Origin of the sequence: Pseudomonas siliginis, assembly GCF_024072275.1 — a bacterium.
Classification (GTDB): domain Bacteria; phylum Pseudomonadota; class Gammaproteobacteria; order Pseudomonadales; family Pseudomonadaceae; genus Aquipseudomonas; species Aquipseudomonas siliginis.
This window is the reverse complement of sequence record NZ_CP099598.1, coordinates 2,884,820-2,907,309: the sequence shown is the minus strand read 5'-3', so window position 1 is coordinate 2,907,309 and position 22,490 is coordinate 2,884,820. Positions and strand designations below refer to the sequence as shown.

The 22,490-nt window shown below is 60.7% G+C and carries 18 protein-coding genes; 13 read left to right on the top strand and 5 right to left on the bottom strand.

All coding sequences use genetic code 11. The features are described 5' to 3' along the window. Positions 1 to 6: 6 nt before the first annotated feature. The 9 genes from NF676_RS13520 (at position 7) to NF676_RS13480 (ending at position 9,101) form a co-directional block, all read left to right on the top strand. Positions 7 to 345 (top strand): DUF2934 domain-containing protein, encoded by a 339-nt coding sequence (locus tag NF676_RS13520; protein WP_056785823.1) that lies wholly within the window; start codon positions 7 to 9, stop codon positions 343 to 345. 239 nt (positions 346 to 584) lie between these two features. Next, positions 585 to 2,744, top strand: a complete 2,160-nt coding sequence (gene glgX / locus NF676_RS13515; RefSeq protein WP_041480983.1) for a glycogen debranching protein GlgX — start codon at positions 585 to 587, stop codon at positions 2,742 to 2,744. A 1-nt stretch (position 2,745) separates the two neighbouring features. After that, complete coding sequence (locus NF676_RS13510; protein WP_150635384.1) at positions 2,746 to 3,744, top strand: acyl-CoA dehydrogenase family protein; 999 nt, start codon at positions 2,746 to 2,748, stop codon at positions 3,742 to 3,744. Next, positions 3,741 to 4,499 carry a PIG-L deacetylase family protein gene (locus tag NF676_RS13505; RefSeq protein WP_150635385.1) on the top strand — a complete coding sequence of 253 codons (759 nt, stop codon included), beginning with the start codon at positions 3,741 to 3,743 and terminating at the stop codon, positions 4,497 to 4,499. Before NF676_RS13510 ends, NF676_RS13505 begins: the two co-directional genes overlap by 4 nt. After that, entirely contained in the window at positions 4,496 to 5,095 is a 600-nt protein-coding gene (locus NF676_RS13500) for a class I SAM-dependent DNA methyltransferase (protein WP_252887904.1), read from the top strand. The genes NF676_RS13505 and NF676_RS13500 overlap by 4 nt, the downstream gene beginning before the upstream one ends. Then, positions 5,092 to 5,751: a glycosyltransferase family 2 protein gene (locus tag NF676_RS13495; protein WP_095179947.1), complete on the top strand. Its 660-nt coding sequence runs from the start codon at positions 5,092 to 5,094 to the stop codon at positions 5,749 to 5,751. Before NF676_RS13500 ends, NF676_RS13495 begins: the two co-directional genes overlap by 4 nt. 178 nt (positions 5,752 to 5,929) lie before the next feature. Then, positions 5,930 to 6,688 (top strand): PIG-L deacetylase family protein, encoded by a 759-nt coding sequence (locus tag NF676_RS13490; RefSeq protein ID WP_252887903.1) that lies wholly within the window; start codon positions 5,930 to 5,932, stop codon positions 6,686 to 6,688. Between the two features lie 198 nt (positions 6,689 to 6,886). Further along, entirely contained in the window at positions 6,887 to 7,669 is a 783-nt protein-coding gene (locus NF676_RS13485; protein ID WP_056786852.1) for an endonuclease/exonuclease/phosphatase family protein, read from the top strand. 379 nt (positions 7,670 to 8,048) lie between these two features. After that, positions 8,049 to 9,101, top strand: coding sequence for an autotransporter domain-containing protein (locus NF676_RS13480; protein ID WP_252885986.1), 1,053 nt, complete (start codon positions 8,049 to 8,051; stop codon positions 9,099 to 9,101). Between the two features lie 116 nt (positions 9,102 to 9,217). On the opposite strand, the gene glgB is transcribed toward NF676_RS13480, so the two are convergent. The 3 genes from glgB to NF676_RS13465 form a co-directional block, all read right to left on the bottom strand. Beyond that, positions 9,218 to 11,449 carry a 1,4-alpha-glucan branching protein GlgB gene (gene glgB, locus NF676_RS13475; RefSeq protein WP_252887902.1) on the bottom strand — a complete coding sequence of 744 codons (2,232 nt, stop codon included), beginning with the start codon at positions 11,447 to 11,449 and terminating at the stop codon, positions 9,218 to 9,220. Positions 11,450 to 11,451: 2 nt separating this feature from the next. Beyond that, complete coding sequence (gene treS, locus NF676_RS13470; RefSeq protein ID WP_252887901.1) at positions 11,452 to 14,793, bottom strand: maltose alpha-D-glucosyltransferase; 3,342 nt, start codon at positions 14,791 to 14,793, stop codon at positions 11,452 to 11,454. A gap of 186 nt (positions 14,794 to 14,979) precedes the next feature. Then, entirely contained in the window at positions 14,980 to 16,977 is a 1,998-nt protein-coding gene (locus NF676_RS13465) for an alpha-1,4-glucan--maltose-1-phosphate maltosyltransferase (protein ID WP_252887900.1), read from the bottom strand. Between the two features lie 217 nt (positions 16,978 to 17,194). Here NF676_RS13465 and NF676_RS13460 point away from each other — a divergent pair, with 217 nt between their 5' ends. Next, the gene (locus NF676_RS13460) at positions 17,195 to 17,353 is read left to right on the top strand and encodes a hypothetical protein (protein ID WP_167351302.1); all 159 of its coding nucleotides are present in this window, start codon (positions 17,195 to 17,197) and stop codon (positions 17,351 to 17,353) included. A 70-nt stretch (positions 17,354 to 17,423) separates the two neighbouring features. On the opposite strand, the gene NF676_RS13455 is transcribed toward NF676_RS13460, so the two are convergent. Beyond that, positions 17,424 to 17,936, bottom strand: coding sequence for an MgtC/SapB family protein (locus NF676_RS13455; protein ID WP_056785798.1), 513 nt, complete (start codon positions 17,934 to 17,936; stop codon positions 17,424 to 17,426). A gap of 121 nt (positions 17,937 to 18,057) precedes the next feature. Here NF676_RS13455 and NF676_RS13450 point away from each other — a divergent pair, with 121 nt between their 5' ends. From NF676_RS13450 to mapR, 3 genes are all read left to right on the top strand, one after another. Next, positions 18,058 to 18,306: a DUF3203 family protein gene (locus NF676_RS13450; RefSeq protein WP_252887899.1), complete on the top strand. Its 249-nt coding sequence runs from the start codon at positions 18,058 to 18,060 to the stop codon at positions 18,304 to 18,306. Between the two features lie 195 nt (positions 18,307 to 18,501). Further along, positions 18,502 to 19,932 (top strand): cytochrome c oxidase accessory protein CcoG, encoded by a 1,431-nt coding sequence (ccoG, locus tag NF676_RS13445; protein ID WP_252887898.1) that lies wholly within the window; start codon positions 18,502 to 18,504, stop codon positions 19,930 to 19,932. Positions 19,933 to 20,169: 237 nt separating this feature from the next. Further along, entirely contained in the window at positions 20,170 to 21,579 is a 1,410-nt protein-coding gene (gene mapR / locus NF676_RS13440) for a GntR family transcriptional regulator MpaR (RefSeq protein WP_150635391.1), read from the top strand. Positions 21,580 to 21,710: 131 nt separating this feature from the next. Here mapR and NF676_RS13435 read toward each other — a convergent pair whose 3' ends face one another. Further along, positions 21,711 to 22,457 carry an SDR family oxidoreductase gene (locus NF676_RS13435; RefSeq protein ID WP_041480996.1) on the bottom strand — a complete coding sequence of 249 codons (747 nt, stop codon included), beginning with the start codon at positions 22,455 to 22,457 and terminating at the stop codon, positions 21,711 to 21,713. Positions 22,458 to 22,490: the final 33 nt, after the last annotated feature.

Here is a 22,490-nt window from a genome sequence, read left to right as displayed (position 1 = left end):
ATTGCGATGAGCACCGACGATAAACGCATTCGCGAATTCGCCTATCAGATCTGGGAGTCGGAAGGGAAACCTGAAGGCCACGAAGAACGTCATTGGGAAATGGCGCGCAAGCTGGCCGAGGCCGAAGCGCTGGCACCCAAGAAGCCACCCAAGGCGGCCGGCAGCAAAGTGGCTGGCAAGACTACAGGCGCAGCAGCGAAAAGCACCGACGGCAAGACTCCAGCTGCCGCCAAAGCCAAACCAGCGGCGAAAGCCAAGCCGGCGGCCACGGCCAAAGTAGTCCCGCCGGGCGAAAAGGCTGCCGAGAAAAAGCCGCGAGCCGCGAAGAAGCCTCCGGCGAACTGATCCGATCCATTTTTGAACTGAATGACTGTGTGGCGAGCGTGCTCGCCACAAGGGGTTCTTGCGCCCCGAAGAAAGCCCTTCTTGGGGCAAAACACACCACCCTGTGGGAGCGAGCCTGCTCGCGAAAGCGCTAGGTCAGTTGGTGAAAACGTCGAATGTACCGACGCTTTCGCGAGCAGGCTCGCTCCCACAAGGAAATCTCATTGCCTGAACTGTCCCGTTTTTTTGCAGGAGCAATCATGACCCGTCCAAAGAAAGCCGAACCCGCTGCGCACGCCGAGCCGTCGAGAATCCGTGAAGGCCTGCCCTTCCCGCTGGGTGCGACCTGGGATGGTCTGGGGGTGAACTTTGCTCTGTTTTCCGCCAACGCCACCAAGGTTGAGCTGTGCATTTTCGACGATGCCGGCGAAGTCGAACTCGAACGCATCGAGCTGCCGGAATACACCGATGAGATCTACCACGGCTACCTCCCGGATGCGCATCCGGGGCTGATTTACGGCTACCGCGTCTACGGTCCCTATGACCCGGCCAATGGTCACCGTTTCAACCACAACAAACTGCTGATCGACCCTTACGCCAAACAATTGGTCGGTGAGCTGAAATGGTCGGAAGCGCTGTTCGGCTACACCATCGGCCACCCCGACGCCGACCTGAGTTTCGACGAGCGTGACAGTGCGCCGTTCGTGCCCAAGTGCAAGGTTATCGACCCGGCCCACACCTGGGGCAACGACCATCGTGTCAGCGTGCCGTGGGACAAGACCATCATTTACGAAACCCACGTGCGCGGCATCAGCATGCGTCATCCTTCGGTGCCGGAAAACCTGCGCGGCACCTTTGGCGGCTTGATGGTCGACGACGTGCTTGAGCACATTCGCAAGCTCGGCGTGTCCTCCGTCGAACTGCTGCCGATTCACGCCTTCGTCAACGATCAGCATCTGCTGCAAAAGGGCATGACCAACTATTGGGGCTATAACAGCATCGCGTTCTTCGCCCCGGACCCGCGTTATCTGGCCAGCGGCAAGATTGCCGAATTCAAGGAAATGGTCGCGCACCTGCACGATGCCAATCTCGAAGTCATTCTCGACGTGGTCTACAACCACACCGCCGAAGGCAACGAGCAAGGCCCGACCCTGTCGATGCGCGGTATCGACAACGCCTCCTACTACCGCTTGATGCCCGACGACAAGCGCTACTACATCAACGACTCCGGCACCGGTAACACCCTGGACTTGAGTCACCCGTGCGTGCTGCAAATGGTCACTGACTCCCTGCGCTACTGGGCCAGTGAGATGCACGTCGACGGTTTCCGTTTCGACCTGGCAACCATTCTTGGCCGCTACCACGATGGTTTTGACGAGCGCCACAGCTTCCTCGTCGCCTGCCGTCAGGACCCGGTGCTGCGTCAGGTGAAAATGATCGCTGAGCCGTGGGACTGCGGCCCTGGCGGTTATCAGGTCGGCAACTTTCCGCCGGGCTGGGTCGAATGGAACGACAAGTTCCGCGACACCGTGCGTGCGTTCTGGAAAGGTGACGACGCTCAGCTTGCCGATTTCGCCAGCCGCATGACCGCTTCCGGCGAGATGTTCAACCAGCGCGGGCGCCGGCCGTATTCGTCGGTGAACTTCATCACCGCCCACGACGGTTTCACCCTCAACGATCTGGTGTCGTACAACGACAAGCACAACGAAGCCAACGACGAGAACAACCAGGACGGCAGCAACAACAACCTGTCGTGGAACCACGGCGTCGAAGGTCCGACCGACGATCCGGAAATCAACGCTCTGCGCCACCGGCAGATGCGCAATTTCTTCGCCACTCTGCTGCTGGCCCAAGGTACGCCGATGATCGTCGCCGGTGACGAGTTCGCCCGCACCCAGGACGGTAACAACAATGCCTATTGCCAGGACAGTGAGATTGGCTGGGTGAACTGGGACCTGAGCGAGGACGGCAAGGCCCTGCTCAAGTTCGTCAAACGCCTGATCAAGCTGCGCCTGACTTATCCGATCCTGCGTCGTGGACGCTTCCTGGTCGGCGAGTACAACGAAGATATCGGCGTCAAGGACGTGACCTGGCTGGCACCAGACGCCACCGAAATGACCACCGAGCACTGGCACGATGCGCACAATCGCTGCCTCGGCATGCTGCTCGACGGTCGCGCGCAGGAAACCGGCATCCGTCGCAAAGGCGCCGACGCGACGCTGCTGCTGGTGGTCAACGCACACCATGACATCGTCAACTTCACCCTGCCGGAAGTACCGGATGGTGGCTTCTGGACGTGCATGATCGATACCAATCAGCCGTCGATTCGCGGCCAGGAACGCTTCGAATTCGGTCACGAGTATTCGGTGACCGGGCGTTCGTTGCTGTTGTTCGAACTGCAACGCGACGAAGAAGATTGATATGGACTTTCAACATTATCTGGCTCGCCGTCCGCCAGATTACGCCGACACCAATGCCCTCGGCCGTTGCCTGCGAGCAATGGTCGAGGCCGGCCTCGACCGCTTGCCGTTGCCCGGCAGCGGTCACACGCTGGAGCGCTTCCAGCGTCTATCGGAGGTGGGCGGACACGATCTTGGGCTGTGCAAACTCTATGAAGGCCATACCGACGCTCTGGCGATCATCGAGCAATTGGGCGGTACGCCAACCCCGGGCAGCACGTGGGGCATGTGGGCCGCCGAACCGCCGCAGGCACGGGTGAAAGTCACGCCGTCCGGGCATATGGTGATGCTGAACGGGCGCAAGGCCTGGTGCTCTGGCGCTGCGGTGCTCAGCCACGCCTTGCTCACTGCGTGGGACGCTGATGATCAGCAGCAATTGGTTGCAGTCGCACTCGATCAACCTGGCGTGACCATCACCGATCAGGGCTGGCAAGCCGTGGGCATGGCGGCCACCGGCAGCGTCGAAGTGCTGTTTGAAAACGCCGAAGCGCAGGCCATTGGCAACCCCGGTGATTACCTGCAACGGCCGGGGTTCTGGCAGGGCGGGATCGGTATCGCGGCTTGCTGGTACGGCGCTTCACGGCGGATTGCCGAAGGGCTGCGTCAGCATTGCGCGCAACGCGATGAACCGCACGCCCTCGCCCATCTCGGTGCGACTGACACAGCACTGCAAGCAGCGGCCGACGTGTTGCGCTTCAGCGCGTTGCAAATCGATGCGCAGCCTGAGGCTGACGCTGAACTGCTGGCCCGTCGCGCCCGCGCGGTGGTCGAACAGTCTGCCGAACAGGTCATGCGTGAAGTCGGGCGGGCGCTGGGTGCCGGGCCGTTTTGTCAGGATCGGCATTTTGCGCGACTGAGTGCCGACTTGCCGGTGTTTCTGCGCCAGAGTCACGCCGAGCGCGACCTTGCTGCGCTGGGCCAGCGGATTGCCGGTCAATCCTGCGAGGTCTGGGCGTTATGAAGGACAACCCGATCGTCGGCCAGGGCACTTCACTGCAGCAATGGCAGGGTTCGCGGCGTCTGGCCGAACTGCCCGCCATCGACGTTCTTGACCTGGTACCGCTGGGTTCGCGGGCGGTGATCATCGCGCCGCATCCGGATGACGAAGTGCTCGGTTGCGGCGGCATCATGCAGTTGCTGGCGGCAGCCGGACGGCCGTTGCAATTGATCTCGGTTACCGATGGCAGCGCCAGTCACCCCGGCTCGCAACGCTGGACGGTCGAACGCTTGAGCGTGGTGCGACCGCAGGAATCCGCCGAAGCTCTGCGCCGCCTCGGCTTACCGATGCACAGCCTGAAATGGCTGCGCGGCGGGTTTACCGACACCCAAGTGGCGGCTCAGGAAACCGGGTTGAGCGAATTCATCGCCGGTTATCTGCACGCCAATGATGTGGTTTTCACTACCTGGCGCCAGGACGGCCACAGCGATCATGAGGCCGTCGGCCGCGCCAGTGTCGAGGCGGCGCGACGCGTCGGTGCGACCTGCCATGAACTTCCGGTCTGGACCTGGCACTGGGCAACCCCGGAAGACGCCTCGGTACCATGGGAACGCGCGCGCAAGATTCTTCTGTCACCCACGCACATCGCGCGCAAACGCCACGCGGCCCACGCGTTCGCCAGCCAGTTGGAAGGCGACCGCGACGTCGGGCTCGGGCCGGTGCTTGCGCCCTATGTGCTTGATCGTTTGCTGCAACCTTTTGAAGTGGTGTTCCTGTGAGCGTCGATGACCGCTATTTCGACGGCCTGTTCGCGGGCAATGACGACCCATGGGCGTTCCGCCAGCGCTGGTACGAGCAGCGCAAACGCGCGATCACCCTCGCCGCCCTGCCGCGTCCGCGCTACAGGTCGGTGTTCGAACCGGGTTGCGCCAACGGCGAACTGAGTGCAGAACTGGCTCCGCGCTGCGACCGCCTGTTGTGCTGCGACACGGCGAGCGCGGCAGTGAAGCTGGCGCGTACTCGCTTGAGCGTGTTCGAGCATGCCGAAGTCCGTCAGGGCCGCCTTCCGGCTGACTGGCCGGAGGAAAAATTCGACCTGATTGTATTCAGCGAAATCGGCTACTACCTCGACGAAAAAGATCTGACAGAAATGATCCGCCGGATCAGTGAGTCACTGACCGCCGACGGCCAATTGCTGGCCTGCCACTGGCGCCCGCCGATCGAGGGCTGCCCGTTGAATGCACGACAGGTCCACGATCAGATTCACGATCAATTGGCTTTGCCGCGTCTGGTGCTGCATCAGGAAGCGGATTTCATTCTCGAAATGTGGAGCCGCGAGCCACGCTCGGTGGCGGCACTGGAGGGCTTGCGTTGATCGGTATCGTGATTCCCGCGCACAACGAAGAAGCGCTGCTCGATGAATGCCTGCGCGCCGCCCTGCGGGCCAGCCAGCATGGGCAACTGGCCGGCGAGCCGGTGGAAATACTGGTGGTGCTCGACAGTTGCAGCGACGCCTCGGCGCAGATCGTCAGCGCTTATCCGGTGCTGAGCCTGCAGATCGATGCACGCAACGTCGGCGAAGCCCGAGCCGCCGGTGCGCGACTGCTGCTCGAGCGCGGTGCCCGCTGGATCGCCTGCACCGACGCCGACAGCCGCGTCGCCGATGACTGGCTGGCGGCGCAACTGGGACTGGAGGCGGACGCAGTGTGCGGCACGGTGACCGTCGAGCACTGGCACGAATCGATCGATGAAGCGGCGCAGATTCGCTATCACCGCCATTATCAGGCCCGCGATGGCCATCGGCACATTCACGGCGCCAACCTCGGTGTCAGCGCCGAGGCTTATCGCCTGGCCGGCGGTTTCAAGCCGCTGACCTGTGACGAGGACGTGCAACTGGTGCGTGCGCTGGAGCGCAGCGGTGCGAATATCGCCTGGAGCCACCGTCCGCAAGTGCACACCAGCGCCCGTCTCGACAGTCGGGCCAAGGGCGGATTCGGTGACTTTCTGCGCAATCTGGCACAGCTGGAATAAAAAAATACGGATCAGATTGATCTGTGACGCGACGAATCGGCTGTCTTGAGCAATACTCTGCCTCGCAGTAATCCAAGGGTTGGAGCACTGCACAGTTGCTATTCATTTGCCTTCACGGGCCGCGATCAGCGTTGGCTGTTCACGACTGAGGGCGAGATACCACAAGGACGTCGCACTCATGAAATCGTCATTGATCAACGAACACGGCCTGCCAGCACAGATCTGGAACAGCGCGCCGCAACTCGACAATATTCCCGTCATCAACACCCACAGCCTGGTTCCCGCCGGCGCCCGCGCCGTGGTCATCGCCCCGCATCCGGGCGATGAAGTGGTCACTTGCGGCGGTTTGCTGCAATTGCTCTCCAGCCTTGGCCATCCCCTGCAATTGCTCTCCATTACCGACGGCAGCGCCAGCCACCCCGGCTCGCGGCAATGGTCGGAACAACGCCTGAGCGTGTTCCGCCCGCAGGAAAGCGTCGAAGCCCTGCGCCGCCTCGGCCTGCCCATGCACAGCCTGAAGTGGGTGCGCGGCGGCTTTACCGACAACGCACTGAGTGATCAGCAAAGCCAGCTCGCCGAGTTCATCGGCCGTTATCTGCGACCGGGCGACGTAGTGTTCAGTACCTGGCGCAAGGATGGCCCGCCGGATCATGAAGTGGTTGGCCGCGCCAGTTTCGACGCGGCGCAAAAGGCCGGGGCGACCTACCACGATGTGCCGGTGTGGGCCTGGCACTGGCCGGAGCGCGAGCAGCGCATGATTCCCTGGGAACGCGCGCGCAAGCTGCGTCTCGACACCTGGACGGTAGCGCGCAAGAGCCACGCCACCCACGCTTACGCCAGCCAGCTCAAGGGCGAACCGGCCATCGGCATCGCCCCGCTGCTGCCCCCGGTGCTGCTGGAGCGGATGCGCTTGCCGTATGAAATCGTCTTCTTCTGAACGGCGGAAGCTCACAATACCTGTGGGAGCGAGCCTGCTCGCGAAAGCGGTGTGTCATGTGTCAGATGTATTGAACGTGATGAAGTCTTCGCGAGCAGGCTCGCTCCCACATTGGCCCAGCAGTGAATCATCGGAAGGAACTGCCACCCCCTCAAACCAGTCGCATGAACAGGCATGGCCCAATTCAGAGGAGTGAACGTGTCCAGCGATCCCAAGCGTCAAGTGGTCGACGCGCCAGTCATTCATCGCCTGCGGGTACTCACGGTCAACACCCACAAGGGCTTCACCGCGCTGAATCGGCGGTTCGTTCTCCCGGAGCTGCGCGAAGCGATGCGCAGTACCTCGGCCGATCTGGTGTTTCTGCAGGAAGTGGTGGGTGAACACGAACGCCATTCGAGTCGCTACAACGACTGGCCGCAGACCTCGCAATACGAATTCCTCGCCGACAGTATGTGGAGCGATTTTGCCTACGGCCGCAACGCCGTTTACCCCGACGGCCACCACGGCAACGCGCTGCTGTCGAAATACCCGATCCGCGAATACCGCAACCTTGACGTGTCGATCACCGGGCCTGAACGGCGCGGCCTGTTGCACTGCATTCTTGATGTGCCCGGGCATGCCGAGGTGCACGCGATCTGTGTGCATTTGAGTCTGCTGGAGAGCCATCGGCAATTGCAGTTGCAGCTGCTTTGCCAGTTGCTTGAATCACTGCCCGACGATGCGCCGGTGATCATTGCCGGTGATTTCAATGACTGGCAGTTGCAGGGCAACGCCGCCCTCGCCCGTCGCGACTATTTGCACGAAGCTTTTGAACGTCATCATGGGCGCCCGGCGAAAACCTATCCGGCGCGTTTTCCGCTGTTGCGCCTGGACCGGATTTACCTGCGCAATGCCAGCAGCCACGATCCAAGGATTCTCGGCAACAAGCCTTGGACGCATTTGTCGGATCATCTTCCCTTGGCGGTTGAGGTGCACCTCTAGCTGCATTTTTGACAGCCATCTAATGACAGGTCGTTCCGGCAATTACCGCTCGGAAGGACCTTTCGTCGGCGGCAAAAAACCGTCAAATGCACCCTTCGCAAGCGTTTTTCCATGCAAACAAGCACTTAGTTATGTGCAGAAAAACAAATGCTTGCGGTTGCTGATTTAAGCGCGCCATTCATCGTGCATTTTCTTGACGCGCAGGCGTCGCTCTTCTTATCTCTACCTTACTACCCCCGGAATCACTACTGGGGCTGACCTTCCGGCACTCGCGAAATCGAGCAGCCGCGGTTCGCCCCGCTCTATTCGGTCGCCCCTCGTTCGGGGTAGGAGAGACGCCAAACTCGAGATGACGCATGCGCTTGCAAGGTAGACCTCCATGAAAACTTCACTGACCCCACATGAATTGAAAATCACCTTTTGCACAGTGTCAGGTTCGCTGTTGCTGTGCTCGTCCATGGAGGCGCATGCGGAATTTTCGGCGGATGAACGCGCGTGGTATCGCGCCGATGTCCCTGTGATGACCTTGCCAGTGACCGTGATAACGCCCGGACCGCTGCCATTGAGTCAGCAGAGTTCGCGCCTGATCACCGAAGATCTTGCGCCCTCCGCATGGGACGAGCTGTACGGCAAAAGCGCCCGGCGCGCGCAGACGGATGCATTGTCCTCCGGTTACGCGATGCCTGGCGGCGAGTTCAAAGGCCCGGCGGTGGTCACGTTGAAAAGCAGCAGTGGTGCCACCCAGACCCTTGGTCTGATCGGCGGCGATAATCAGATTCAGATGAATGCCGGTGGTGCGCTGACCCGACGCGCCCTCGCCGACCGCAACACTGACAGCCTCAACCTGCAAGGCCAGAGCCTTGGCGCCTATTACAGCCTGGTCGGTGCGCAGGGCTGGCACGTCGACCTGTCGGCCAGTGGCGGTCGGGTCAGCGGTTTCAGTCGGAGCCCACAAGGCAATCGGCAAGCCACCGAAGGCAACGCGATGACCTTTTCCGTTGAAGGCGGTTATCCGATCGGCTTGAGTGACAACTGGGTGATCGAACCACAGGCGCAACTGATCAACCAGCGCATCAGCCTCGACGCGCCTTATGCCGGCTCGGGCAACGCCTCGTCGACCGACCTGACCGCGTGGAGTGGCCGTGTCGGTGCGCGATTGAAAGGCAGTTATGACTTGAACGGGTTGCCTGTTGAACCCTACGTGCGCACCAACCTTTGGCACACGGTGTACACCGGCAGCACGGTGACCCTCGATCAGGTCGACAAGATCAGCAGCAGCCGCAAGTCTTCAACAGTGGAATTGGGCTTGGGACTGGTGGCGCGGGTCACACCGGCGGTAAGCCTGTACATGAGCGCCGATTACAGCAGCGATGTGGATGACAATGACCTGAACGGCATTATCGGCAGCCTTGGAGTGCGGATGCGTTGGTGATCTGCTGAACGCTGAAGAACCTTGTGGGAGCGAGCCTGCTCGCGAAAGCGGTGCCACCTTCAACATCATCGTTGACTGACATGGCGCCTTCGCGAGCAGGCTCGCTCCCACAGGTGCTAGCCCTGCGGCTTGAGAATCAACACCGCCAATGGTGGCAGGTTCAGTTCCAGCGACAACGACTGACCATGGCTTGGCACTTCTTCGGTCACTGCCCCGCCGCCATTGCCATAGTTGGAGCCGGCGTAAATGTCGGCGTCACTGTTGAACAGCTCGGTCCAGCGCCCGGCAAACGGCACGCCGACCCGATACGCCTGGCGCGGTACCGGGGTGAAGTTGGCAACCACCAGCACCGGCGAGCCATCCTTGCTCCAGCGCAACCACGCGTAAACGCTGTTGATCGCATCATCGCCAATCAACCACTGGAAGCCCTGCGGCGCATCGTCCTGGTCGTGCAGTGCCGGCTCTTCGCGATACAGCCGATTGAGATCGCCCACCAGTTTCTGCACGCCTTTGTGCTCGGAATACTGCAGCAGGTACCAGTCCAGTTGCTGATCGTGGTTCCACTCGCGCCATTGGCCAAACTCGCAGCCCATGAACAGCAATTTCTTGCCCGGGTGCGTCCACATGAAGCTCAGATAAGCACGCAGGTTGGCGAACTTCTGCCAGCGGTCGCCGGGCATCTTGTCGATCAGCGAGTGTTTGCCGTGCACCACTTCGTCGTGGGAAATCGGCAGGATGAAGCGCTCGGACCAGGCGTAGACCAGACCAAAGCTCAACTCGTTGTGGTGATGGGCGCGGTACACCGGGTCCTGCTGGATGTAGTGCAGCGAATCGTGCATCCATCCCATGTTCCATTTGTAGGCAAACCCGAGACCGCCCTGCTGGGTGCTCTGGCTGACGCCCGGCCATGCGGTGGACTCTTCGGCAATCACCAGCGCACCCGGCGCTTCCAGCTCAACCACGTCGTTCAAATGCCGCAGGAAGTCGATGGCCTCCAGGTTCTCCCGACCGCCGTGGCGATTCGGCACCCATTCGCCCGCCTTGCGCGAATAGTCGCGGTACAGCATCGAAGCCACCGCATCGACACGCAGGCCGTCGATATGGAAGTGTTTCAGCCAGTGCAGCGCCGAGGCCAGCATGTAACCGTGCACTTCGGTGCGACCAAGGTTGTAGATCAGCGTGTCCCAATCCTGATGGAAGCCTTCCAGCGGGTTGCCGTATTCGTAGAGCGCGGTGCCGTCGAACTGCGCCAGACCATGGGTATCGGTGGGGAAATGCGCCGGCACCCAATCAAGAATCACCCCGATGTCGGCCTGGTGACAGGCGTTGACGAACTCGGCGAACTGATCCGGCGTGCCATAACGCGCACTCGGGGCGAATTGCGAAAGCAACTGATAGCCCCACGAACCGCCGAACGGGTGCTCCATGATCGGCATCAGTTCGATGTGCGTGAAACCCAGCTCTTTGACATAAGGAATCAGGCGCTCGGCCAGCTCCGGCCAGGTGTACTGGCGCGCGACCTCACCGAGATCATCCAGCTCGCACTGCCAGGAACCGGCGTGCAACTCATAGATCGACAAAGGCTTGGATCGCTGCTGGCGATCCTGACGGGAATTCATCCATTCGTGATCCTGCCAGTCGATCTGTAATGGCGAGGCGACTTTCGAAGCGGTATCCGGCGGCAGGCTGGTGGCCAGTGCCATCGGGTCGGCCTTGAGCGGCAGAATGCCGTGGGCGCCGAGGATTTCGTACTTGTACAACTCCCCCGCTTGCAGCCGCGGGATGAACAGTTCCCAGACCCCGGAAGGATGGCGCAGCCGCATTGGGTGGCGACGACCGTCCCAGACGTTGAAATCGCCGACCACCGAAACACGGCGGGCATTCGGTGCCCACACGGCAAAACGCACACCGTCCACGCCATCAACGGTTTTCAGCTGTGCACCGAGGCAAGCGCTGAGGTCACGGTGATTGCCTTCGGCGAACAGATACAAATCCATCTCGCCGAGCAACTGGCCGAAGCTGTACGGATCTTCGGCGACCTGCTCGCCACCGGCCCAGCGCGTGCGCAACAGGTACGGTCGCGCCTGATCGAAATGGCCGACAAGCAGCCCCGGCGTCTCGGTCATCTCCAGCGGGCCAAGCTCTTCGCCGCTGTCCTTGTCCAGCACTGCCACACTCAGCGCACCGGGCAGATAGGCGCGGATGAACTGCCCGCCGGCGCCATCGCCGTGCGGGCCGAGAATGGAAAACGGGTCCTGATGTTCAGCGCGCACCAAAGCATCGATGTCGCGCGCCGAGGGTAACAATGCTTCCTTTACCACACCCTGTTCCTTGTTCGAGAAACTCATGACTACTCTCCACCAAGATCGGAAAAGGGTTTAAGCCCTGTCAATAATCCATACAAGCCGTGCAATGGCACGGGCAGCCACGTTGGGCGGTTTTCTGCCTCGTAAGCCACTTCATAAGCGGCTTTTTCCAGGCCGAACAACGCCAGCGCGGCGTCGGCACCCTCGGGATCCTGCCAGGCATGCTCAAGACTAGCTGCTGCCTCGCGGTATGCCTGGACAAATACCTCGCGTGCCTCACGCAGATAACGCTCGGCGACCCGTTTGCGCGCCGCTTCGGCTTCGACGCTGTTATCAACGTTATGCACATTGATGGTCATCGCCGCTGCGTAATCGAACGAACGCAGTACGCCGCTGACGTCCTTGTACGGGCTGTGTTTACCGCGACGCTCGCTCAATGGCCGCGCCGGTTCGCCCTCGAAGTCGATCAAGTAGGCGTCGCCCTTGATCACCAGCACCTGGCCCAAATGCAAGTCGCCATGCACCCGAATGCGCAAGCCGCCGGTGGCTTTCTTCGCCAGATCCTGCACATGGGCAAGAATGGTTTTCTTCTCGTCGAGCAGACGCTTGACCAGTTTCTGGTCCGCCGCATTCAACTCGCCTTGATGCTGCTTGAGCAGCTTCAAGGCGTGTTCGACCTGGGCGGTGACATCCTTGCCCGTCGCGGCCATGTCCTTGCTCGACGACACTTGCGGCGCGAAGTCGGCATTGTCGGTTGGCGCAGCGAGCACCTGATGCATCTCGCCCAGACGCTGGCCGAGCATGCCGGCGAAGTCTCTCAGCTCGCCGAGGGCGTTGTAATGCTGCTCCTGCTCGGACATGGCGTCGGCCAGTTCATCACGCAGCGCCCGTTCAAGGTTGTTCTGCGTCCATTCCCACGCGTCGCCCTGATTGCTCAGATAGCCTTGGGCGATCATCAGCAGATTGTCGTCCCCCTGCGCGTCACGGCGAATCACCGAACCGAGCAGTGGAGAGATATTGGCAAACCCGGCCTCGGTCAGGTAAGCGCTCATCTCCAGTTCCGGGTGTACGCCAGAAGCGACTTTGCGTATCAGCTTAAGCACCAGACTGTTGCCGATTACCACTGAACTGTTCGATTGCTCGGCCGACAGGTAGCGCACATCCGACTCGGCGCCGAGGCCGAGTTTTTCCAGATGATCTGTCTGTTCGAAGCGGATTTCGCCTTCGATCGACTCCAGTACGGTGTTGTTCTGCATGCCTTGCAGAACGGCGCGGACGAAGGTTTCCAGGGTGAACGCATCGGTGATCAGGCCGACCTGACGCACACGGCGTACACGCGAAAGCGCCAATTGCTGCGGCAATGGCGGGCCGACATGGTCTTCGCCAATGAAGCCGAACGGCAGTTGATAACGATTGGTCTGGCCACCGCTGGTGACTTCGATTTCGCTGAGCAGCACCGGATGCTGGGCATCACCGAAACGCACGCCGTAAGCCAGATTGACCTTCTCGATCGCCGCATCCTTGCCGGCAAACCAGCGACGGTTCTGCAGCCAGCTCGGCAGGATGCTTTGCTCCAGCGTCGTCCGCGATGGCACTTCGAGCAGTTCTTCCATGCGTTTTTTCAGCACCAGCGTGGTGAAATCCGGCAGGCTCTGCGCCGGTTCGACGTGCCAGCTCGGCATCTGGTTTTCTGCCGCCAGTGCAAACCAATAGAAACCGTACGGCGCCAGGGTCAGGAGGAAATTCAACTGACCGATCGGCGGGAACGCGTTACCACCGAGCATTTCCACCGGCACCATGCCGACATACGCCGACAGGTCTAGCTCGACCGCTTGCGCACTGCGCGAGACGTTCGCCACGCACAGAATGATCTCGTGCTTGCCGTCGGCATCGGTGTATTCGCGGGTGTAAGCCAGCACGCGACGGTTGCTCGGCGAGAGCATTTTCAAGGTGCCACGGCCGAAGGCTTTCGATTGCTTGCGCACTGCCAGCAGACGGCGCGTCCAGTTCAACAACGAGTGCGGATCGCCGGACTGGGTTTCGACGTTGACCGACTGATAGCCATACTGCGGGTCCATGATCGGCGGCAGTACCAGACTGGCCGGATCGGCGCGGGAGAAACCGCCGTTGCGGTCGATCGACCACTGCATCGGTGTACGCACGCCATCGCGGTCGCCGAGGTAGATGTTGTCGCCCATGCCGATTTCGTCGCCGTAATACAACGTCGGCGTGCCGGGCATCGACAGCAGCAGGCTGTTGAGCAGTTCGATGCGGCGACGGTCGCGTTCCATCAACGGTGCGAGACGACGGCGAATACCGAGGTTGATCCGCGCGCGACGGTCAGCCGCGTAGTAGTTCCACAGGTAATCGCGCTCGCGGTCGGTGACCATTTCCAGGGTCAGCTCATCGTGGTTGCGCAGGAAAATTGCCCACTGGCAATTCGCCGGAATTTCCGGGGTCTGCCGGAGAATGTCGGTAATCGGGAAGCGATCTTCCTGCGCGAGCGCCATGTACATGCGCGGCATCAACGGGAAGTGGAAGGCCATGTGGCATTCGTCGCCATTGACCCCAGCGGCATCGGTGTCACCGAAATACAGCTGAGTGTCTTCCGGCCACTGATTGGCCTCGGCCAGCAGCATGCGATCGGGATAGTTGGCGTCGATCTCGGCACGGATCTGCTTGAGGACGTCGTGGGTCTCGGGCAGGTTTTCGTTGTTGGTGCCGTCGCGCTCGATCAGGTACGGAATCGCGTCGAGGCGCAGGCCGTCGATACCCATGTCGAGCCAGTAACGCATTACCGACAGCACGGCTTTCATCACTTGCGGGTTGTCGAAGTTCAGATCCGGCTGGTGCGAGTAGAAGCGGTGCCAGAAGTATTGGCCGGCGACCGGGTCCCAGGTCCAGTTGGACTTTTCGGTGTCGAGAAAGATGATCCGCGTGCCGTCGTATTTCTGATCGTCATCGGACCACACGTAGAAATCCCGCGCCGCTGAACCGGGCTTGGCTTTGCGTGCACGCTGGAACCACGGGTGCTGGTCGGAGGTGTGGTTGATGACCAGCTCGGTGATCACCCGCAGCCCGCGCTTGTGCGCTTCGGCAATGAAGCGCTTGGCGTCGGCCATGGTCCCGTAGTCGCTGTGCACGCCACGGTATTCGGCGATGTCGTAACCGTCGTCGCGGCGTGGCGAGGGATAGAACGGCAATAGCCAGATGGTGTTGACGCCGAGGTCGGCAATGTAATCGAGTTTGGCGATAAGCCCGGGAAAGTCGCCGATCCCGTCATTGTTGGAGTCGAAAAACGATTTGACGTGAACCTGATAGATCACCGCATCCTTGTACCAGAGCGGGTCTTTGATGAAGGCGGCTGCCTTGGGTTTCTTCGCCATGTGGAACTCCTGAAAAATTCTCTGATACACCGAGGGGCTCGCATTGGTGAGCCCCTGTGGCGAGGGGATTTATCCCCGTTCGGCTGCGCAGCAGTCGCAAATTGTTAACGCGGTGCAGCTTGAAAACAGGGGCCGCTGCGCGCCCCAACGGGGATAAATCCCCTCGCCACGGAGGCGGTGCAAATGTTACGAAGCGGTAATCCGCCAAATCCCGAACGGCTGATACGCCGGATCGATGCGCATGAACTGATACTTGCCGTGCCAGTCCCAGCGATGGCCGTTCATCAAATCTTCGCCATGGGTGGTGGCATCGTCCGGCAGGCCCATTTCCCACAGCGGCAGTTCGAAATTCGCTTCCTGCACGTTATGCGGATCGAGGCTGACTGCGACCAGAATGAAATTGCTGCCATCGGCGCTGCGCTTGCCGAAGAACAGAATATTGTCGTTCCAGGCGTTATAGATTTTCAGGCCCAGATGCGTATGCAGCGCCGGGTTCTGCCGGCGGATGCGGTTGAGCTGGGCGATTTCGGCAATGATGTTGCCCGGTGCGGTGAAGTCGCGGACGCGGATTTCGTATTTCTCCGAATCCAGGTATTCCTCTTTGCCCGGTACCGGTGCCGATTCGCACAACTCGAAGCCGGAATACATGCCCCACAGGCCCGAGCCCATCGTTGCCAAGGCAGCGCGGATGAGGAAACCGGGACGCCCCGACTCATGCAAGAACGCCGGATTGATGTCCGGGGTATTGACGAAGAAGTTCGGCCGGTAGCATTCGCGCCACGGTGACTGATTCAGTTCGGTGAAGTACTCAGCCAGCTCGGCCTTGGTATTGCGCCAGGTGAAATAGGTGTAGCTCTGCGAATAACCGACCTTGCCCAGACGCGCCATCATCGCCGGCGTGGTGAAGGCCTCGGCGAGGAAAATCACTTCCGGATACAGCGTGCGCACATCGGCGATCAACCATTGCCAGAACGGCAGCGGTTTGGTGTGCGGGTTGTCGACGCGGAAGATCTTCACACCTTCCTTGACCCAGCCGACAACGATGTCGCGCAACTCGACCCATAGACTCGGAATTGCATCCGGCGCATAGAAGTCGACGTTGACGATGTCCTGGTATTTCTTCGGCGGGTTTTCGGCGTATTTGATCGTGCCGTCCGGGCGCCAGTTGAACCAGCCCGGATGCTCCTTGAGCCACGGATGGTCCTGGGAGCACTGGATGGCGAAATCGAGAGCGATTTCCAGGCCGTGATCGGCGGCGGCAGCCACCAGCCGGCGGAAATCTTCACGGGTGCCGAGCTGCGAGTGAATCGCCTCGTGGCCGCCCTCTTCGCTACCAATCGCATACGGGCTGCCGGGATCATCCGGGCCAGCAGTCAGGGAATTGTTGCGGCCCTTGCGGTGGGAGCGGCCGATCGGGTGAATCGGCGTGAAGTACAACACGTCGAAGCCCATGTCCTGAATCATCGGCAGACGCGAGTGCACGTCGTTGAACGTGCCGTGACGCTGAGGATCGTCGGTGATCGAGCGCGGAAACAGCTCATACCAACTGGCGAACTCGGCGAGTTCGCGCTCGACGTCCATGGGGAATTCGGCGCTGATGCTGAGATAGGCGCGGTGATCAGCCTGGGCCATCAGCTCTGCACTGCGCGAGTGCAGAAACAGCGCAACCTGCTCGGTTTCGAGCAGGCCGGACAATTCATGGTGCAGCGCCGCGAGCTGCTCGCTGAGCTGGCCTTCGCTGCGTTCGGCGGCCTGTTGCACCATGGTCCGGCCTTCCTGCAGCTCCAGGGAAACCGGCACAGCAGCATTGTGCTTCTTTTCCAGTTCGTACTGGAAGCTGGCGAAATGGTCGATCCACGCTTCGATGCAATACAGATAGCGGCCCTGCTCTTCGGGGCGGAACTGGCCTTGCCAGGTGTTGTTGCCCTGATCGGACATGACCTCGGTCTGCCAGGTTTCCTGGCCTTCTTCGCGCCAGCGGATGCGTACGGCGAGCTTGTCATGGCCGTCGGCAAACACTTTGCTGGTCACCACCACTTCGCGCCCGGCAATCGACTTGACGGCAAACTGGCCGCCGTCGAGGGTCGGCATGGTGTTTTCGATGACGATTCGAGGCAGCAGCAACGCCTGCGACAATGGCATGTGCGGGTTGTAACTCAGCTCTGAAGGTCTTTCAGCAGTCATTGAGCATCTCTCCTTAACGCCCCAAGGACGCTCTTGTGCCGGAACAGTATTCGCGACAAAGCGCCGGCCCTGTCATGAACTCACTTAGGTTCCGAGCAACCGGCGCGGGGAAAAGTTCAGATGAAATTAACAAGACAAACCGGCGGATCGAATTTGCCGTGGCCGGGTCAACTTACTTAAGCACGTCCCACGCCATGTGCCATACGGAGGTCATCAGATGAACATCCCGATCCCGGCGGAAACGCCTGATCCGAACATCGACAAACCCACCCTGCCGGATACCGAGCCGCCACCGGTGCCCGAGCAAGAGCCACCCGGCACCACGCCACCGCCGAAAGAAGAGCCACCGAATACGATGCCGCCAGTGATCGTCTGACCCTGCCCCCCTGATCGTTCCCACGCTCCGCGTGGGAACGATCAGGCAATGATCATCAGCCGGCGGGAAGTCAGAGGTGGTCATTCTTGTCGACATCCTTTTCGAACACTCTCACCACGTAAGGCATCACGCTGAAAATCGCCAGTGCCAGAATGGTACTGAGCAATGCCGTCGCTTCCTTGCCCAGCCCCGCCGCCACGCCGATCGCCGCCGTCATCCATAAGCCCGCCGCCGTGGTCAGGCCTTTGACATGGGCCTCGTCGCCCTGCTGATTTTTCAGAATGGTGCCGGCGCCGAGAAAGCCGATCCCGGCAATCACGCCCTGCAAGACCCGACTCATCGCATCGGATTCCGCGCCCGAGGTCTGTGGCACCAATACAAACAACGCCGCGCCCAGCGCCACCAGCATGTGCGTGCGCACGCCCGCTGCCTTGCCTTTATGCTCGCGCTCAAATCCGAGTATCCCGCCGAGAATCGCCGCCATCAGCAGGCGTACGGTGATCCGGGTCATTTGCGAGGCGTCGCCGATATCGGCAAATTCGGCTTGCATCGTGGCCCACACTTCATCCCACCAGTCTTCCATCGTGCTTCCCTTGTTATTGGCTTGATAAGCGATGGACAACAGCGACCATTAATCGGTTGCGCAGAACGAACTGCGCGCTGCGTTTCCTAACGTGCAGACCTCACTTGAAAGGACTGCCGCCATGACCGTTCGAATCGATGCATCCAACCCTGAGCAGAAAGTGTGTTTTTTCACCGTCGAGCATGGTGAGGAAATCCGTATCTGCGACACGTTGACAGTCGAGACCGATAGCGAAAAAGCCATGTCGTTCGTGGAAATCGAAGGCAAACGCGCCTACATCACCGAAGCAGAAGCCGATGTCTTGACCGTGGCCGGGGCTAAAGACGGGCGCAAGCACGTTAAAGCCGATGACAGTGGTTCGGTGGTTTGATTGACCTCGCTCAATACGCTGCGCAAACATCCGCGATAGGCGTTTGCGCCGCGCCCACCCTGATGCTTCAAGTTGTCGCAGGGATTGCGCCAAACCTCATCTGATCCGCTTTTTATTGCCAGACCTGAGTCTGTTCTGCAAACAGATCGGCGCCCATAGTTCATCGGCCTGATGGAGGCTGATGAGCGAACGAGCATGAGCGAGCAAATCCCCGTCCGAACCGTAGAAGCATCGCCAAGGATAAGAAGCGTACCCGCGCGCCCACTGAAAGCGACTGCGGGATCCACCGACAAGCAGATCCACACCCGCAGTTTCACCGGCCTGTTCCGCAACCTGCGTATGAGCGGTGCCGGGTTTCTGTTCCTGCTGTTCTTCGGCACCGTGTGGCTGAACTGGGGCGGTCGGCAGGCGGTGCTGTGGGATCTGACGGAGAGCAAATTCCACATCTTCGGCGCGACGTTCTGGCCGCAGGATTTCATTCTGCTCTCAGCATTGTTGATCATCGCTGCGTTCGGACTCTTCGCGATTACCGTGTTCGCCGGTCGCGTCTGGTGCGGTTACACCTGCCCGCAGAGTTCGTGGACGTGGATCTTCATGTGGTGCGAGAAGATCACCGAAGGCGAGCGCAACCAACGGATCAAACTGCAAGCGGCGCCGTGGAGCCTGAACAAACTGGCGCGGCGCGCCGCCAAGCACACGTTGTGGCTGGCGATCAGCGTGATGACCGGCCTGACCTTCGTCGGTTACTTCACCCCGATCCGGCCGCTGGCTGAAGATTTGCTGACCCTGCAGATCGGTGGCGTCAGTCTGTTCTGGGTGCTGTTCTTCGCCGCCGCCACCTACATCAACGCCGGTTGGCTGCGTGAAGCCGTGTGCATGCACATGTGCCCGTATGCGCGGTTCCAGAGTGTGATGTTCGACAAGGACACGCTGACCATTGCCTACGACGCCGCCCGTGGCGAAAACCGTGGTCCGCGCAAGCGTGATGTGCGCCCGGTCGAAGCCGGCCTGGGTGATTGCATCGACTGCCAGTTGTGCGTGCAGGTCTGCCCGACCGGCATCGACATCCGCGATGGCTTGCAAATGGAATGCATCGGCTGCGCAGCGTGCATCGACGCCTGCGATTCGATCATGGACAAAATGTATTACCCGCGCGGCCTGATCCGCTACAGTTCCGAGCGCGAATTGCAGGGCGGCAAAACCCATCTGCTGCGTCCGCGTTTGATTGGCTATACGGCGGTGTTGTTGGTGATGATCGGAGCGTTGGCGCTGGCATTGATCGAGCGGCCGATGGTGTCGCTGGACGTGACCAAGGATCGCGGGTTGTTCCGCGAGAACGCTCAGGGGCAGATCGAGAATATTTATTCGCTGAAAGTGATCAACAAGACTCAGCAGCGACAGGAATACCGGTTGAGTCTGGTTGATGGCGACGGGTTTGAGTTGCAGGGCAAAACGGCCCTGAGCCTGGCGCCGGGAGAGATTGTCGATGTGCCGGTGTCGGTGGCGATGACCACCGAGCGCCCGGCGAGCAGTTCGCAGACATTGAGTTTCAGGATTGAAGACAGTGACGAGCCGCAGGTATACAGCGTGGCGAAGAGCCGGTTTGTGGCGCCGATAAATCGTTGAGAATTTGGCATTGCTGCCCTCACCCCAGCCCTCTCCCGGAGGGAGAGTGAGCCGACCGAGGTGTCTGTCGCTATGCATCGACCTGAAAGACCGAGTCGATTATGGATTCGGCAAAGCACTGTCAGGCCGGCATATTTCATCAGCATCCCCCAATCAGCCCCTCTCCCTCTGGGAGAGGGCTAGGGTGAGGGCTCCTTCCCTGACACCCCACAAAATCAAGTCCACCAAGGCCCACCGATGAAACGCTACGAAAAATTCGCCGACGACATCGCTGAACTGATCCGCTCCGGCGTCCTCGGCCCCGGCCAGCGGGTGCCGTCGGTGCGCTACGCCAGCCAGACCTACGGCGTCAGCCCGTCCACGGTGTTCCAGGCCTATTACCTGCTCGAACGCCGTGGCCTGATCCGCGCCCGGCCGCGCTCCGGTTACTTCGTCAACGCCCATACGCCGAGCACATTCTCCGAGCCGGTAATCAGCAGCCAGGTCAATGAATCCACCGAGGTTGACGTCAGCGAACTGGTGTTCTCGGTACTCGATTCGATCAAAGACCCCAACACCGTGCCCTTCGGCTCGGCCTTCCCCAGCCCGACACTGTTCCCGCTGCAACGCCTGTCGCGCTCCCTGGCCAGCGCCGCGCGGGAGATGGATCCGCGCATGGTCGTCACCGATATGTCGCCGGGCAATCCGCAACTGCGCCGGCAGATTGCCCTGCGCTACATGGTCGGCGGGCTGATGTTGCCGATGGAAGAATTGCTCATCACCAACGGCGCCCTCGAAGCGCTGAACCTGTGCCTGCAAGCAGTGACCGTGCCCGGCGATCTGGTAGCCATCGAGGCCCCGGCGTTTTATGCCTGCCTGCAGGTGCTGGAGCGCCTGAAGCTCAAAGCCGTGGAAATCCCCGTGCACCCGCGTGACGGCATCGACCTCGGCGTGCTCGCGCAAACTCTGGAACGCCATCCGATCAAGGCTTGCTGGTGCATGACCAGTTTCCAGAACCCAATGGGCGCGACCGTGCCCGAGGCGAAGAAACAGGAACTGGTCGAACTGCTGCGTCAGCATCAGGTGCCGTTGATCGAGGACGACGTCTACGCCGAGCTTTATTACGGGCAACAGGCGCCGAAACCGGCCAAGGCTTTTGATACCGAAGGATTGGTCATGCATTGCGGCTCGTTCGCCAAAAGTCTCGCGCCCGGTTATCGCATCGGCTGGGTGGCGGCCGGGCGTTTTGCGCAGAAAATCGAACGGCTGAAGCTGATGACCTCACTGTGCGCTTCGATGCCGGCGCAAGCGGCTATCGCCGATTATCTGCAACACGGCGGCTACGATCGGCATCTGCGTAAACTGCGTTATGCCCTGGAAGAACAACAGAGCGCGATGCTCGCGGCGATTGCCCGCTACTTTCCGGCGCAGACCCGGGTCAGCCAACCGGCGGGCGGCTACTTTCTGTGGCTGGAATTGCCGGAGCAGATGGATTCGCTGAAGCTGTTTCAGATGGCACTGGCACAAGGCATCAGCATCGCGCCGGGGCCGATATTCTCGCCGACCCAGCGCTTCAGGAATTGCATTCGGTTGAATTACGGCAGCCCCTGGACCGAGGAATCGGAAAAGGCCATGGAGACGTTGGGGCGGATTGTGCGGTCGTTCTGAGGGATAGATGTTGTCTGGACTGGCCCCTTCGCGAGCAGGCTCGCTCCCACATGGGGTCTGTATTCACAAATCCACTGTGGGAGCGAGCCTGCTCGCGAAGAGGCCGGTTTTAACACTGCAAACCCACCGGTTTACCGCCCACCCCCCAAATCAACAAACGTCCCGGTCGCATACGATGCCTTGTCCGACAGCAACCAGACAATCGCCTCCGCCACTTCATCCGGCCGCCCGCCCCGGGCCATGGGAATCGCCGATTCGAGCTTGCTGACCCGATCCGGGTCGCCGCTCAGCGCATGGAAGTCGGTATAGATGTAACCCGGACGCACGGCATTGACGCGAATGCCCTCACCCGCGACTTCTTTCGACAGACCGATAGTGAAGGTGTCGAGCGCACCCTTGGATGCGGCGTAATCAACGTACTCGTTCGGCGAACCGAGGCGTGCCGCGACCGAGGAGACGTTGACGATGCTGCCGCCCTGCCCGCCATGTTTGGGCGACATGCGCAGGATCGCGTGTTTGGCGCAGAGGATCGGCGCCAGCACGTTGGTTTTCATGATTTTGAGGATGCGGAATTCGGACATCTCATCGACCCGCGATTTCTGCCCGACGGTGCCGGCGTTATTGACCAGCGCGGTGACACGGCCCAGTTCGGTGTCGACGCGATGAAACATCGCGATCACTTCGTCTTCGATGCTGACATCGGCGCGAACCGCGATGGCCTGCGCGCCCAAGGCTCGAACCTGTTCGAGTACGCTGTGTGCGGCCTGCTCATCCGACTGATAGTTGATGCAGATCCGGTAGCCCTGTTCGGCTGCCAGCAATGCCGTAGCCGCGCCGATTCCGCGCCCGCCCCCGGTGATGACAATGACTTTATCCATGCTGGCCTTCCCCCACGTGCACACGTAACAGTC

What these genes read in the sequence shown, in the direction of transcription:
- NF676_RS13520 (WP_056785823.1), top strand. Translation starts at nt 7, where the DNA reads ATGAGCACCGACGATAAACGCATTCGCGAATTCGCCTATCAGATCTGG.
- treS (WP_252887901.1), bottom strand. Translation starts at nt 14,793, where the DNA reads ATGGCGAAGAAACCCAAGGCAGCCGCCTTCATCAAAGACCCGCTCTGG.
- NF676_RS13435 (WP_041480996.1), bottom strand. Translation starts at nt 22,457, where the DNA reads ATGGATAAAGTCATTGTCATCACCGGGGGCGGGCGCGGAATCGGCGCG.
- NF676_RS13465 (WP_252887900.1), bottom strand. Translation starts at nt 16,977, where the DNA reads ATGACTGCTGAAAGACCTTCAGAGCTGAGTTACAACCCGCACATGCCA.
- mapR (WP_150635391.1), top strand. Translation starts at nt 20,170, where the DNA reads ATGAAACGCTACGAAAAATTCGCCGACGACATCGCTGAACTGATCCGC.
- NF676_RS13510 (WP_150635384.1), top strand. Translation starts at nt 2,746, where the DNA reads ATGGACTTTCAACATTATCTGGCTCGCCGTCCGCCAGATTACGCCGAC.
- NF676_RS13460 (WP_167351302.1), top strand. Translation starts at nt 17,195, where the DNA reads ATGAACATCCCGATCCCGGCGGAAACGCCTGATCCGAACATCGACAAA.
- NF676_RS13455 (WP_056785798.1), bottom strand. Translation starts at nt 17,936, where the DNA reads ATGGAAGACTGGTGGGATGAAGTGTGGGCCACGATGCAAGCCGAATTT.
- NF676_RS13505 (WP_150635385.1), top strand. Translation starts at nt 3,741, where the DNA reads ATGAAGGACAACCCGATCGTCGGCCAGGGCACTTCACTGCAGCAATGG.
- NF676_RS13450 (WP_252887899.1), top strand. Translation starts at nt 18,058, where the DNA reads ATGACCGTTCGAATCGATGCATCCAACCCTGAGCAGAAAGTGTGTTTT.
- NF676_RS13490 (WP_252887903.1), top strand. Translation starts at nt 5,930, where the DNA reads ATGAAATCGTCATTGATCAACGAACACGGCCTGCCAGCACAGATCTGG.
- ccoG (WP_252887898.1), top strand. Translation starts at nt 18,502, where the DNA reads ATGAGCGAGCAAATCCCCGTCCGAACCGTAGAAGCATCGCCAAGGATA.
- glgB (WP_252887902.1), bottom strand. Translation starts at nt 11,449, where the DNA reads ATGAGTTTCTCGAACAAGGAACAGGGTGTGGTAAAGGAAGCATTGTTA.
- glgX (WP_041480983.1), top strand. Translation starts at nt 585, where the DNA reads ATGACCCGTCCAAAGAAAGCCGAACCCGCTGCGCACGCCGAGCCGTCG.
- NF676_RS13480 (WP_252885986.1), top strand. Translation starts at nt 8,049, where the DNA reads ATGAAAACTTCACTGACCCCACATGAATTGAAAATCACCTTTTGCACA.